At 72.3% G+C, this 13,438-nt stretch carries 14 protein-coding genes; 8 read left to right on the plus strand and 6 right to left on the minus strand.

All coding sequences use genetic code 11. The features are described from left to right. Positions 1-140: 140 nt before the first annotated feature. A complete protein-coding gene (locus ACWD0A_RS19135) occupies positions 141-3,347 on the plus strand; it encodes a tetratricopeptide repeat protein (protein ID WP_451299551.1) in 3,207 nt (1,068 codons plus the stop codon). Positions 3,348-3,531: 184 nt separating this feature from the next. On the opposite strand, the gene ACWD0A_RS19140 is transcribed toward ACWD0A_RS19135, so the two are convergent. Next, positions 3,532-3,786: a hypothetical protein gene (locus ACWD0A_RS19140; RefSeq protein WP_451299553.1), complete on the minus strand. Its 255-nt coding sequence runs from the start codon at positions 3,784-3,786 to the stop codon at positions 3,532-3,534. Next, positions 3,779-4,660 (minus strand): mycothiol conjugate amidase Mca, encoded by an 882-nt coding sequence (gene mca / locus ACWD0A_RS19145; RefSeq protein WP_451299555.1) that lies wholly within the window; start codon positions 4,658-4,660, stop codon positions 3,779-3,781. Before mca ends, ACWD0A_RS19140 begins: the two co-directional genes overlap by 8 nt. Positions 4,661-4,758: 98 nt before the next feature. Between mca and ACWD0A_RS19150 the strand changes: the two genes are divergently transcribed. Continuing rightward, positions 4,759-5,166 (plus strand): DUF4307 domain-containing protein, encoded by a 408-nt coding sequence (locus tag ACWD0A_RS19150; RefSeq protein WP_451299557.1) that lies wholly within the window; start codon positions 4,759-4,761, stop codon positions 5,164-5,166. 175 nt (positions 5,167-5,341) lie between these two features. Beyond that, positions 5,342-5,839, plus strand: coding sequence for a transcription elongation factor GreA (gene greA / locus ACWD0A_RS19155; RefSeq protein WP_177152127.1), 498 nt, complete (start codon positions 5,342-5,344; stop codon positions 5,837-5,839). A gap of 78 nt (positions 5,840-5,917) precedes the next feature. On the opposite strand, the gene ACWD0A_RS19160 is transcribed toward greA, so the two are convergent. The 3 genes from ACWD0A_RS19160 to ilvA form a co-directional block, all read right to left on the minus strand. Further along, positions 5,918-6,769 (minus strand): ABC transporter permease, encoded by an 852-nt coding sequence (locus ACWD0A_RS19160; protein ID WP_307713752.1) that lies wholly within the window; start codon positions 6,767-6,769, stop codon positions 5,918-5,920. Then, positions 6,766-7,788 carry an ATP-binding cassette domain-containing protein gene (locus ACWD0A_RS19165; RefSeq protein ID WP_451299559.1) on the minus strand — a complete coding sequence of 341 codons (1,023 nt, stop codon included), beginning with the start codon at positions 7,786-7,788 and terminating at the stop codon, positions 6,766-6,768. The genes ACWD0A_RS19160 and ACWD0A_RS19165 overlap by 4 nt, the downstream gene beginning before the upstream one ends. Positions 7,789-7,983: 195 nt before the next feature. Then, positions 7,984-9,213, minus strand: a complete 1,230-nt coding sequence (gene ilvA / locus ACWD0A_RS19170; RefSeq protein ID WP_451299561.1) for a threonine ammonia-lyase — start codon at positions 9,211-9,213, stop codon at positions 7,984-7,986. Positions 9,214-9,367: 154 nt separating this feature from the next. Between ilvA and ACWD0A_RS19175 the strand changes: the two genes are divergently transcribed. The 4 genes from ACWD0A_RS19175 to ACWD0A_RS19190 all read left to right on the plus strand — a co-directional run bounded on the left by ACWD0A_RS19175 (position 9,368) and on the right by ACWD0A_RS19190 (position 10,980). Beyond that, entirely contained in the window at positions 9,368-9,880 is a 513-nt protein-coding gene (locus ACWD0A_RS19175; RefSeq protein WP_451299563.1) for a MarR family winged helix-turn-helix transcriptional regulator, read from the plus strand. Between the two features lie 14 nt (positions 9,881-9,894). After that, positions 9,895-10,422: a sigma factor-like helix-turn-helix DNA-binding protein gene (locus ACWD0A_RS19180; protein WP_451299565.1), complete on the plus strand. Its 528-nt coding sequence runs from the start codon at positions 9,895-9,897 to the stop codon at positions 10,420-10,422. After that, positions 10,419-10,670: a hypothetical protein gene (locus ACWD0A_RS19185; RefSeq protein ID WP_451299567.1), complete on the plus strand. Its 252-nt coding sequence runs from the start codon at positions 10,419-10,421 to the stop codon at positions 10,668-10,670. The genes ACWD0A_RS19180 and ACWD0A_RS19185 overlap by 4 nt, the downstream gene beginning before the upstream one ends. Before the next feature lie 118 nt (positions 10,671-10,788). Further along, positions 10,789-10,980, plus strand: coding sequence for a DUF1059 domain-containing protein (locus ACWD0A_RS19190; protein WP_307713756.1), 192 nt, complete (start codon positions 10,789-10,791; stop codon positions 10,978-10,980). 72 nt (positions 10,981-11,052) lie between these two features. Here the strand turns inward: ACWD0A_RS19190 and ACWD0A_RS19195 are convergent, their stop codons facing one another. Then, the gene (locus tag ACWD0A_RS19195; protein ID WP_451299569.1) at positions 11,053-12,207 is read right to left on the minus strand and encodes a cystathionine gamma-synthase; all 1,155 of its coding nucleotides are present in this window, start codon (positions 12,205-12,207) and stop codon (positions 11,053-11,055) included. A gap of 86 nt (positions 12,208-12,293) precedes the next feature. On the opposite strand from ACWD0A_RS19195, the gene ACWD0A_RS19200 reads away from it, so the two are divergent. Further along, the gene (locus ACWD0A_RS19200; protein ID WP_451299571.1) at positions 12,294-13,397 is read left to right on the plus strand and encodes a hypothetical protein; all 1,104 of its coding nucleotides are present in this window, start codon (positions 12,294-12,296) and stop codon (positions 13,395-13,397) included. The last annotated feature ends 41 nt before the right edge of the window (positions 13,398-13,438 follow it).

A 13,438-nucleotide genomic window follows, 5' to 3' on the forward strand; every position in this document is an offset into this window, starting at 1 on the left:
GCGACCGGACGACACCGCCTGCTCCCGCCCCGATGAGCCGCAGCCCCTCCCGTCCGCCGCCCGGACACAGGACACTTGACGGCGCAACAGCTGGGTACGGAACCGGAACGGGACCGGAGCTCTTCTAGGGGGACACGTACATGCGCGACAGCCACCGGGCGGAAGCGGAGCGGCTGTTGGGCCGCGCCGTCGAGGAAGAGGTGCGGCGGACCGGGGGACGGACGGACGGCCCGGTCCTGCTCGCCCGCGGACAGGCCGCGCTGGACGGCATGGCCGCGAGCGCCGCCGAGGAGTACGCCGCGTACGAGCAGGCGCTCGCGGAGGCCGAGGCGGGGCATCCGGCGCTCTCCGAGCGGTTCAGCAGGCGGAATCTGTCGACGCCCGCGCTGGTGACGGCGGTCGCGGCCGTCGCGGCGATCGGCGCGGACGTCGCGCTGGGCACCGCGGCCGGCACGGCGCTCGGCGCCGGGGCCGTCGTCGCGGTCGCCGGGGCCGCGACCACGGTCGCCAAGGTCACCGCGTCGCACTGGCCGGCGGCGCACCGCAGGGCGGGCGCGGCGGGGCAACCGGGCGGCGTGGAGCAGTTGCGCCTGCAGTGGCTGACGGCGCTGGAGGTACGGGGCATCCGCCCGTTCCTGGACCAGCAGCGGATGCTGGCGTCGGCGACGCGGCCCGCGAAGAAGGCCGCGGCGGCACCGCAGCTGCGCGGCGCCGACCGCAGCGCTGCGGCGCGCCGCAGGTCGGTGCTGGAGCAGTCGTTCGCTCATCTCCCCGAGTCCGGCGGGCCGTTCACGGGAAGGCGCGAGGAGCTGACGCAGATCGCCCAGTGGGTGCACGCGGCGCGCGCGTCGACGCAGACACGGCCGACGGTCGTCGTGCTGTACGGCGAGCCCGGCTCGGGGCGTACGACCCTGGCGGTGCGGGCGGCGCACCATCTCAAGGACCAGTTCCGGGGCGCGTGCGTGGTGGATCTGCGCGGCGAGAGCGGACATCCGCTGTCCACGCGGGACGCGCTGCTGCACCTGCTGAACCGACTGGGCGCGCCGCGCGAGCAGCTGCTGTTCCGCGAGCGGTCCTCGCCGGAGCAGCAGGTGCGGCGGCTCGGCGAGCTGTACCACCAGCATCTGACAGGCCTGCCGGTGACCGTGATCCTCGACGACGCGAGCGACGCCGAGCAGGTGCGGACGCTGCTGCCGGAGCGCTCGGACAGCCTGGTGCTGGTGACGGCGCGCCGTTCGTTGGAGCTGCCGGACGACGTTCCCGCATGGATCCACCGGCTCCCGGTGGAGGCCCTGGACGCGGCGGGCGCCGACGAGTTGCTGCGGGCCGTCGCCGCGGAGCCCTCGGCCGCGCCGTACGACGCCCAGGCCGCCGACGCGGTCCGCGAGCTGTGCGGCGGGCTGCCGCTGGCGCTGCGGATCGCGGGCTCGTCCCTGGGCGAGCGCAGCCCGGACCGGCTGGCCGCGGACCTGGGAGCCTATGGGCCGGTGGACCCGGTGGAGCGTGCCCTGTGGCTGCGGTACACCGACCAGTCCGAGCAGGCACGACGGCTGCTGCGCCGCCTGGCGCTCGCCGGGCGCGCCTCGCTCGGGGCGGCGGCCGCGGCGGCGCTGCTCGGCGCGGACGAGCAGGAAGCGCAGCGGCTGCTCGCGACGCTGGCGCGGGCGGGGCTCGTCGACCACGTACGGGCGAGCCGTTACCGGCTGCACGACGTCGTGCGGGCCTTCGCACGGACCCGGCTGCTGGACGAGGAGGACGCGAAGGACCGCACGGCCGCGCAGGAGCGGCTGATCGGGAACTACGCGGACCTGGCCGGGGCGGTGATCCGCATGGTCGACGGGAAGATGTCGACCCGGGCCGGTCAGTTCGGCGCGCACGGCTTCGCGTCACTGGACGCGGCGCTGCGCTGGCTCGACGACGAGTCGAGCTTCATCACCTCCGCGCTGCGGCACGCCGAGGGCGTTGACCAGCAGGCCGTGCTCGGGCTGCTCGGGGCGCTGTGCGACTACTGCCTGCTGCGCGGCGACCTGTACCGCCTGGGCGAGCTCACGGAACTGTCGCAGGCGGTGGACCAGGGGCTGCTGGAGCGTTCGGTGCGCTGGCGTACGGGTATCGCGGCCCGTCAGCTCGGCGAGCTGGACAAGGCGCGGACGACGCTGTCGTCCGTCGTCGGCCTGTACCGGGAGGCGCAGCACGACGCGGGCGCGGCACTCGCGCTGTGCTCGCTCGGCATCACGCTGCACCACCAGGGCAACCTGACGGAGGCGGCGGCGAGACTGCACGAGGCCATCGAGCTGCAGTCCTCGCCCGAGCAGGCCGAGGACCGCGCGTGGTCACTGCACGCCCTGGCCGCGGTGGAACGCGACAGGGCCAACCTGGCGGAGGCGCTGCGGCTGCTGGAGACCGCGCTGCGGCTGCACCGCGAGGGGGAGTCGCTGCACGGCGAGGCGTGGACGCAGTTCCAGCTGGGGCAGGTGTGCCTGCGGATGGGGGACGTCGCGGACGCCGAGGCGGCGCTGCGCACGGCGCTCGACCTGTACGGCCGCACCCGCGACGACCGCGGCGAGGCGTGGGCGCTGACCCAGCTGGCGCGGGCCCGGCTGGTGGACGGCGATCCGGGCGCGGCGGTGGACGAGCTGCGGGCGGCGCTGTGCCGTCACCGGGAGAACGAGGACGCCCGCGGCGAGGCGTGGACCCTGTACTACCTGGGCCAGGCCCTGGAGGAACGCGGCGACCGGGACGAGGCGGTGCGCGAGCTGGAGCGGTCGCGGACGATGTTCTCGCGGATGCGGGACGTGTACGGGCTGGCCTGCGCGCGCCACCACTCGGGCCGCGTCACGCGCGACCAGCGGGCGGCGCAGACGGGCAACCTGCGCAACTCGGGATTCGCCCGGCAGCTGCTGATGGACGCCCGCGCGGACTTCGCCCGCATCAAGGTCGCCCACGGCGAGGCGTGGACGTGCCTGGAGCTGGCCCTGATCGACGCGGGCAACAACCGGGCCCCGCAGGCGCTGGCACTGTGCGACGAGGCGGCGGAGCTGTTCGCGTCCTACGAGGACCGCCGCGGCGCGGACTGGGCGGCGTTCCTGCGCTGCACGCTGCTGCCGTACGCGTCCCCGGGCGGGACGGAGGTCGGCACGGTGGTGGCACAGGAGGAACTGGCCGAACTGATGGCGTCCCCGCACGCCTTCAGGGACGCGAAGCTGGAGGACTGCGCGGAGGCGCTGACGGTGATGCTGGACCGCGGCATCCGCCTGGAGGACGGCTGGCAGGCCTGGCACCTGGGCCTGGTCCCGACCCGCCACGCGCGGGAGGTGATGGGCGTCCCCCTGGACGCCCGCAAGTGAGTCGCGAAAGCGCGGGACGGGCTGGGGTGGGTACGCGCCCGCAGGGCGTGCCGCGCCCAGCGGCGCGAAGCCGCCGACGCAACGGCACGGGCCATGGGCGCAGCCGTGCCCGGCGAACGCGCACCGCGCCCGTCCCCGGCGCCGACGAGGCCCGGCCCGGCTTCCGCGGGGCCGGGCGCGGGCGTCAGGCCGAGTCGCCCGCCGGCTTACGCGTCGCGGTCTTCGCCGTCGCAGACGGCTCCGGCTCCGGCTCCTCCTCGAAGTTCACGCGGCCCATGTGCCGGTTCATCGACTTCATCAGGGCCCACACACCGACCGCCAGGGCCGCGAACACGAGAAAGCCCAGGACACCGGGGGTGACCTTGTTCTCGTCGAGCTCCTTGGCGAGGGTGGCGACGTGCGTCAGGGCGAGGTTTGCGCTTGCGCTCATGTCAGGCATTGTCCCGGATGCCCGCGAAGAGGTCGTCCTCGGGGAGGGAGGTATCGACGAGCGACTTCGCCAGCTCGTACTCCTCCGTCGGCCAGACCTCCTTCTGGATCTCCATCGGCACGCGGAACCAGCCGCCGTCCGGATCGATCTGCGTCGCGTGCGCGATCAGCGCCTTGTCGCGCACCTCGAAGAAGTCGGCGCACGGCACGTAAGTCGTCAGCGTGCGCTCGGCGCGCTGGAACTCCTTCCAGCGCTCCAGCCACTCCCCGTACGGGGACTCCAGGCCGCGCGCGAGGAGCGCCTCGTGCAGGGCGACCGTGCGCGGGCGGTTGAAGCCCTGGTTGTAGTAGAGCTTCTGCGGCTGGTACGCCGGGCCGTACTCGGACTCGGGGAACGTCTCGGCGTCCGCCGCGCCGTCGAAGGCCACCATCGTGATCTTGTGGGTCATGATGTGATCGGGGTGCGGGTAACCGCCGTTCTCGTCGTACGTCGTGATGACCTGCGGACGGAACGCACGGATCTTGCGCACCAGCTCCCCCGCGGCCTTGTCGACGTCCTCCAGCGCGAAGCAGCCCTCGGGGAGCGGCGGCAGCGGGTCGCCCTCCGGCAGGCCGGAGTCGACGAAGCCGAGCCACTCCTGCTTGACGCCGAGAATCTCCCGGGCCTCGTCCATCTCCTTCTTGCGGACCTCGTGGATGTGCTCCTCGATGTAGGCATCGCCCTGGAGCTTGGGGTTGAGGATGGAGCCGCGCTCGCCTCCCGTGCAGGTCACGACCAGCACGTCCACCCCCTCGGACACATACTTGGCCATCGTGGCCGCGCCCTTGCTCGACTCGTCGTCGGGGTGGGCGTGCACGGCCATCAGTCGAAGCTGCTCAGTCAAGACTCGATCCTCATGATTCGTCGCGTCGTGCGGCTTCTATAGTGACCGAATCGGCGGACGGAAAATTCCTGTGCCTCCGGCACTCGAGAGGAACGATCATGGCGGCTGTACGCGAGGAGCTACCGCAGGGGCGTTACGGCCGCTCCGCGGACGAGCGCGCGGACCGCAGGCTGCGCATGACCGGCGCCGTGCTCGGCGCGGGGCTGCTCGCGATGGTCGGCTGGTTCGGCTACGACTACATCGCCGGCCAGAAGATCAGCGCCGAGGTGATCAAGTTCGATGTCGTCGAGGGCGCGAACGAGGTCCAGGTGCACCTGGAGGTGCGCAAGGACAAGGACGCCACCGGCACCTGCACCCTGCGCTCGCTCTCGGAGGCCGGCGGCGAGGTGGGCCGCCTGGACGTGCGGATCGGCCGTACGGGCGGGAGCAGGATCGACCAGGTCGTGAAGATCCGTACGACCGAGCAGGCGACCAGCGCCGAGCTGGTGGGCTGCCGCGCCGCCTGACCGGGCGGTTCCACCGGGCGGGTCACTCGTTTGACCAGGGCCTTTTCCTCCTGATCGGTTTTGTCCTCCCCCTTTCGCCCCGGAATTGTTAGGCTCGTGGTTTCGCCCGCTCGGGACGGACAATCCTTCTGAGTAGGGCGATGCTTTGTCTTCCCAGTACCTACGAGGAGCACCTGTGACCCAGACCAGCGACAACGTCACCTGGCTCACCCAGGAGGCGTACAACCAGCTCAAGGCCGAGCTGGAGTACCTGTCTGGTCCCGCGCGCACGGAGATCGCCAAGAAGATCGAGGCGGCCCGTGAGGAGGGCGACCTGCGGGAGAACGGCGGGTACCACGCGGCCAAGGAGGAGCAGGGCAAGCAGGAGCTCCGTGTGCGCCAGCTGACCCAGCTCCTGGACAACGCGAAGGTCGGCGAGGCCCCCGCGGACGACGGCATCGTCGAGCCCGGCATGGTCGTCACGATCGCCTTCGACGGCGACGAGGACGACACCCTGACCTTCCTGATGGCGTCACGGGAGTACGCGAGCTCGGACATCGAGACCTACTCGCCGCAGTCGCCGCTGGGCGTCGGTGTGAACGGCAAGAAGGTCGGCGACGAGGCCGAGTACGAGCTGCCGAACGGCAAGAAGGCCATGGTGAAGATCCTCGAGGCCAAGCCGTACACCGGCTGATCCCCCGCATCGCACGGCGAAGGGGCCGGACCGCGCCAGGCGCGGTCCGGCCCCTTCCCGCTGTCCGGCCGGGGCCTCTCAGGCGGTCGCCGAGCGGTACTTGCGCACCGCGAGGGTCCGGAAGACCGCGATGATGACGAGCGACCAGACGATCGAGGCGATCACGGGGTGCTGCATCGGCCAGGCGTCCGACGGCGAGGCGCCGGGGTTGCCGAAGAGCTCGCGGCAGGCCTGGACGGTGGCGCTGAAGGGGTTCCACTCCGCGATGTGCCGCAGCCACGGGGTGAGCTTGCTGGAGTCCACGAAGGCGTTCGAGATGAACGTGACCGGGAAGAGCCAGATCAGGCCGCCGGAAGTGGCCGCCTCGGGCGTGCGGACCGAGAGTCCGATCAGGGCGCCGATCCACGAGAACGCGTAGCCGAGCAGAAGCAGCAGGGCGAAGGCGCCGAGGGCCTTGGCGATGCCCTCGTGGGCCCGCCAGCCGACGAGCAGTGCGACGACCACGAGGACGACGACGGTCAGCGCGGTCTGCACGAGGTCGGCGAGCGTACGGCCGGTGAGGACCGCGCCGCGCGCCATCGGCAGTGAGCGGAACCGGTCGATGAGGCCCTTGTGCATGTCGTCGGCGATGCCCGCGCCCGCGCCCGCGGTGGCGAAGGTGACGGTCTGGGCGAAGATGCCGGCCATCAGGAACTCGCGGTAGACCTCCGGGGAGGTCGACTGGCCGATCTGCATCGAGCCGCCGAAGACGTAGCTGAACAGCACCACGAACATGACCGGCTGGATCATGCCGAAGATGATCATCTCCGGGATCCGGGTCATGCGGATCAGGTTCCGCTTGGCGACGACGAGCGAGTCGCTGACCGACTGCCCGAAACCGCCGCGCGGCCGCGGGGCCACGACGGTGGCGGCGTCCACTGAGGTGCTCACTTCGCGCTCTCCTTCCGGTTCTTGCGGCCGTGGGCCTGGGGCCGGGCGTCCTGCTCCCCGTCGTCACTCTCGTCGGCGACCTCGGCCGCGTGCCCGGTCAGCGAGATGAACACGTCGTCGAGGGTGGGCCGGCGCAGACCGATGTCGTCGATCTCCACGCCGCGGGAGTCGAGGTCGCGGATGACCTCGGCCAGCAGCTTGGCGCCGCCGGTGACCGGGACGGTCAGCTTGCGGGTGTGCTCGGCGACCGTGACGTCGCCCTTGCCGTAGGCGGCGAGGACCTCACGGGCGGGGGCGATCTCGTCGGGCTCGTGGACGACGACCTCCACGCGTTCGCCGCCGGTACGCGCCTTGAGCTGGTCGGCGGTGCCCCGGGCGATCACCTTGCCGTGGTCGACGACGCAGATGGTGTCGGCGAGGTGGTCGGCCTCCTCCAGGTACTGCGTCGTGAGCAGCAGGGTCGTACCGCCCCTGACGAGCTCCTGGATGACCTCCCACAGCTGCTGGCGGTTGCGCGGGTCGAGACCGGTGGTCGGCTCGTCCATGAACATCACGGGCGGGGAGACGACCAGCGCCGCGGCCAGGTCGAGCCGCCTGCGCATGCCACCGGAGTAGGTCTTGGCGGGGCGGTCGGCGGCCTCGGCGAGGTTGAAGCGGTCCAGCAGCTCGCCTGCGCGGATCTTCGCGGCGCGCGCGTTCATCTGGTAGAGCCTCCCGACCATCTGGAGGTTCTCCCGGCCGGTCAGGTACTCGTCGACGGCGGCGAACTGACCGGACAGGCCGATGGACCTGCGCACCTCGTTGGGGTGCTTGAGGACGTCTGTCCCGGCGACGACGGCGGAGCCGCTGTCGGGCCGGAGGAGGGTGGTCAGCACGCGCACGGTGGTCGTCTTGCCGGCGCCGTTCGGGCCGAGAAGTCCGAGGACCGTGCCTTCCGGGACGTCGAGATCGACGCCGTCGAGTGCCCTGACGTCGCCGAAGGTCTTCACCAGACCTTCGGCGTGGATGGCGCCTGGCATGGGGGTCTCCCAAGAAACAGGTGGAATGGGTCACTTCTGGACGCAAGCATGCAGAGCAACGCGTATCCACACAGATGGATACGGTCATGTGTTCACAGTATCGCGATACATCGCGTCTCATCAAGCGAGTCGCGACATTCGGAGCGCACGGACGCCGCGCGGTGGCAGCCGGAGCGCCCGCCGGCCCGGCGGGCCTCAGCCGAGGATGGTGTAACCCTTGGCACGCAGGGCCGCCGCGACCTCCTCGCAATGTTCCGGCCCCTTCGTCTCCAGGTGCAGTTCCACCTCGACCTCCGTGAGCCCGAGCCGCGGATCGGTCCGCACATGACTCACGTCGAGGACATTGGCGTCCGCCACCGACAGCGCCCCCAGCAGCCCGGCCAGCGCGCCCGGACGGTCCGTCAGACGCAGCCGCAGCGACAGGTACCGCCCCGCCGCCGCCATGCCGTGACGCAGGATGCGCTGCATCAGCAGCGGATCCACGTTGCCGCCCGACAGCAGTGCGACCACCGGGCCGTCGAACGACGCCGGATCGCTCAACAGCGCCGCCACCGTGCTCGCCCCGGCCGGCTCGACCACCATCTTGGCCCGCTCCAGACAGAGCAGCAGCGCGCTGGAGAGCTCGTCCTCGGAGACCGTACGGACGTCGTCCACAAGATCGCCAATGATTTTGAACGGCACGTCCCCGGGCCGGCCGACCTTGATGCCGTCCGCCATCGTCGTCGGCGCCTCGATCGACACCGGCCGCCCCGCCGCCAGCGAGGGCGGATAGGCCGCCGCGCCCTCCGCCTGCACGCCGATCACCTTCACATCCGGCCGCAGCGCCTTCACCGCCACGGCGATGCCGGCCACGAGACCGCCGCCGCCGACGCCGACGAGGATCGTCCGCACCTCCGGGCACTGCTCCAGGATCTCCAGCCCCACCGTGCCCTGGCCCGCCACGATGTCCGGGTGGTCGAAGGGGTGGATGAACACGGCGCCCGTCTCGCGCGCGTACTGCTCGGCCGCCGCCAGCGTCTCGTCGACCACGTGCCCCACGAGCCGCACGTCCGCGCCGTACTCCCGCGTCGCGGCCACCTTCGGCAGCGGGGCGCCGACCGGCATGAAGACGGTGGAGCGCACCCCGAGCAGCGACGACGCCAGCGCGACACCCTGCGCGTGGTTGCCCGCGGACGCGGCGACCACTCCGGCCGCGCGCTCCTCCGGCCGCAGGCCGGCGATGCGCACATAGGCCCCGCGCAGCTTGAACGATCCCGTGCGCTGCAGGTTCTCGCACTTCAGGTGGACCGGCGCCCCCACGAGCCGCGTCAGGTGCCTGCTGCCCTCCATCGGCGTCATCCGCGCCACCCCGGACAGCATCTTCTGGGCCCCGCGGATGTCGTCGAGGATGACGGAGCGCAGGATCTCGGGCGTGCGGAAGCTCATGGCACAAGTCTCGCAGTTCGCCCCGCCGACCGGGCCGCCGTCCGCATCCCGGGCGGTCTGCCGCAGGATTGTGCAGCGCCCGTACGCGCCACGGCCCGGCCGCGTACTCTGTCCCCCACCAACCGACCACCGCACGAGAGAGCCCCCCACTGCCATGCCCACTTCACAGGACATGACGACAGATCTCGCTCCCGGCCTCCTCGATGCCCTCCAGCACCAGGTGGCCGTCTTCGCCCGGCGCGCGGAACAGACCCGGCTCGGTGGCGTGGGCCAGGTCCGCAACTCCATGGACCGCGCCGCCTACCTGCTGCTCAACCGCCTCGACCAGGAAGGCCCCATGGGCGTCAAGGCGCTCGCGGCGGGCATGGGGATCGACTCGTCGACCGTGACCCGCCAGGTCGCTCCGCTCGTCGACACCGGCCTGGTCAAGCGCACCTCGCACCCGGAGGACGGCCGCGCCGTCGTCCTGCAGCTCTCCCCCCGCGGCCAGGCCCGCCTCGACGAGGTCCGCGCCTCGCGGCGCGAACTGATGCGGCAGGTCACGGAAGGCTGGACGGAGAGCGAGCGCGAGTCGTTCTGCACCCTGCTCACCCGCTTCAACACCGCCCTGTCCGCCCGCCAGGCCGGGCTGCCCCCGGCGGAGGTGGAAGCTCCGCCGGCCTCCTGACCAGGGCGGGGCCGATGGCCCCCGCCGACCCCTTGACCGGGGACGCGGCATGGGCCCTATATGAGGACGTGAGCGAGCGGAATCCGGCCAGGGACCGCCGCCGTGCCCGGGAGTTCGACGCCTTCGTGGCGGGCGCGGCCGGCCGGCTGCTGCACGCCGCGACCCTGCTCACGGCCGAGCCTGCGGGCGCCAACCCGTACGCACAGCAACTGCTCACCGCCGCGCTCGCCCGCACCTACGCCGACTGGGACCGGCTGCGCGGAGAGGACCCGTACGACCGCACCCGCCAGGAGCTCGCCAACCGCTTCGCGCGCGGCGCCTGGCGTCACCACCGCTCGCGGGACGGGGTGCTCGCCCGGCTCAGCCCGCAGGAGCGCCTGATCCTGGTGCTGCGGCTGTACGAAGGGGTCGCCGAGGAGCAGACCGCCGCGCTGCTGGGCATCCCCGCGGACCGGGTGCGCGCGATCTGCACACGGGCCGTCGCCGTCATGCGCAGCACTCCGCCCCGGCCTCCGGCGGCCCGGCTGCGGGCGGCGTCATGAGCGGCGCCGACCGCAAGGAGAGCGAGGTCCGCCGGATGATGGAGGGCCCTCTGCCCGCCGTGCCCGCCGATCTGGGCGTCCGCGCCGCGACCCACGGCGGACGACTGCTGCGCCGCCGGCGCGCGCTGCGCCGGGCAACCTGGCTGCTGATCGTCGCCGCGGCCCTCGCCTTCGCGGTGTGGGCGACGGTGAACCAGCCGTGGGTGGCGCCGCCGTCGGAGACGACACCGCCGCTCGAAGGCTTCTGACGTGCGACGACGCGCACCGCGGTGACGCGAGGGCGTCCGTCCGTCCTGCCGCGTCCGCCGGTCCCTCCGGATCTATCCTGAAAGCGAGCGGCACCCAGAGCGAGCCGAGGAGGCCCTCATGACCAGGAAAGTCGTCGACTGCCGCAAGAGCCCGAGCGTCTCCGGATGCACCCTCACCATCTCCGGCGAGGAGGACGAAGTCATACGGGCGGCCGCCGAGCACGCCGTGTCCGTCCACGAGCACACCGACGGCCCCGAGCTGCGGCAGATGATCCGTGACTCCCTCGAGGACGAGAAGGTCACTGCCTGACCCGGCACCCGCACATCGGGCCCCGGCCGTATCCGGCCGGGGCCCGATTGCGTACGACAGGGGTCAACTCCCTCAGCCGAGCGCCTGCTTGAGGTCCGCCAGCAGGTCGTCGGCCGCCTCGATGCCCACCGACAGCCGCACCAGGTCGCCCGGCACCTCCAGCGCCGAACCGACCACCGACGCGTGCGTCATCCGCCCCGGGTGCTCGATCAGCGACTCGACACCGCCCAGCGACTCGCCCAGCGTGAACAGCTCGGCGCGGTTGCAGACCTCGACCGCGGCCGACTCGCCGCCCTCGACGCGGAACGACACCATGCCGCCGAACGCCTTCATCTGCTTCGCCGCCACCTCGTGTCCCGGGTGCTCCGGCAGGCCCGGGTAGAGCACCGAGGTGACCTTCGGGTGCTTGGTCAGCATCTCCGCGACGCGGGCCGCGTTCTCGCTGTGGCGGTCCATGCGCACCGGGAGCGTCTTGATGCCCCGCAGCACCAGCCACGCGTCGAACGGGCCGGCCACCGCTCCCATCGCGTTCTGGTGGTACGCCAGTTCCTCGCCCAGCCCCGCGTCGGCCGCGATCAGCGCACCGCCCACGACGTCCGAGTGACCGCCCATGTACTTGGTCAGCGAGTGCACGACGACGTCGGCGCCGAGGGAGATCGGCTGCTGGAGGTAGGGGCTCGCGAACGTGTTGTCGACGACGAGCTTCGCGCCCGCCGTGCGCGCCACGTCCGCGACCGCCGCGATGTCCGTGATGCCGAGGAGCGGGTTCGACGGGGTCTCGACCCAGATCAGCCGCGTACGGTCGTTGACCGCCGCCCGCACCGCCGCCGGGTCCGAGGTGTCCGCCACGGAGAAGTCCACGCCCCACCGCTCGACCACCTTGGCGAACAGCCGGAAGGTGCCGCCGTACGCGTCGTTCGGGATCACCACGTGGGCACCGGGCTTCAGCAGCGTACGCAGCAGGCAGTCCTCCGCCGCGAGCCCGGACGCGAAGGCCAGACCGCGCCGGCCGCCCTCGATCGCGGCCAGGTTCTCCTCCAGGGCGGTCCGGGTCGGGTTGGCGCTGCGGCTGTACTCGTAACCGCCCCGCAGCCCGCCCACGCCGTCCTGCTTGTAGGTGGAGACCTGGTAGATCGGCGGCACGACGGCGCCGGTCAGCGGGTCCGCGGTGTTGCCCGCATGGATGGCGCGGGTCTCGAAGCTGTGCAAGGTGTGGTCGTCGCTCATGAGGCCCGAGCGTAGTCCCGCGAGGGGCGGTGCGCGGCGCGGACCTGCCCGCCGTGGACGCGGCGGGCGTCCGGGACAATGGAGCCATGGAGATTCTCTGGTTCCTGATCGCGATGTGCATGCTGGCCGCGGTCATCGGCCCCGTCCTCAGGCGCCGCCACGCGGGCATCCGGCTGGCCCGCCCCGGCTCGCCCGACGCCGCCGACCCGGACGACTACGGCTTCCTGCGCCAGGAGGAGCTGGACGTTCGCCTGCCCGGACCGGACCAGGACCTCCTCGACGTGCTCGACGTCGTCCAGCGCACCCAGGACTGGCGCGCCGCCGCCCAGCTGCTCGCCGGCACGCCGAAGGAGGGCGAGGTGCGCTGGCAGCGCGTCCAGGCCTTCGCCGGCGCCGCGTCGCTGGAGCTCCAGCAGCAGCCCGGCACCGGTGGCGCGTGGCTGCGCGCCTGGCGCGCTCAGGCGCCGAAGGACGCGGGCGGCGCCCAGGTGCACGCCGAGTTCCTCGTCCAGCAGGCGTGGCGGTCGTCGGCCGCCGGCACGGACGACTTCCGGATCATCCTGGAGGAGGCCAGGTCCGTGTGCGCCGAGGCCGCGCTCCTGGCGCCCGGCGACCCGGTCCCGTACATCGTCGAACTCGCCGTCGCCCGCGGGCTCGGCGACTCACCGGAGCAGTTCGACCAGCTGTGGGCGAAGGTCATCGACCGGGCGCCCACCCACATGGGCGCCCACCTCGCCGCCCTCCACTACCTGTGCGAGAAGTGGCACGGCTCCCGGGAGGAGGCCGACCACTTCGCGACGACCGCCGCTGCCCGGGCGCCGCAGGGCTCGCTGCTCGCGGCCCTGCCGCTGTTCGCGGTGTACGAGCACCTGCCCGAGCTCAACCTGGTCACCGGCTTCTACCAGAGCGCGGTGGTCACCAAGGCCGTGGAAGGCGCCCTGTACGCGGTCCACTCGGCCCGCCCCGACGACCCGATGCTCGCGCACGTGCGCCATCTGCTCGTGATGTTCCTGGTCCGCTCCGAGCGCTGGGCCGAGGCGATGAACCAACTGGTCCACGTGGACGGCCACGTGGGCGCCCTGCCGTGGACGCACAACAGCGATCCGGCGGCCGAGTACGCGGTCTACCGCGCCCTCGCGGTGGCGGGTTACGAGGCCAACGGCGGCAGCCCGGCGACGCTTCCGCACTGACCCGGCGCGCCGCCCAGGACGGGGTGGCCGACCGGAATTCC

It is taken from the genome of Streptomyces sp. NPDC002867, from assembly GCF_053591895.1.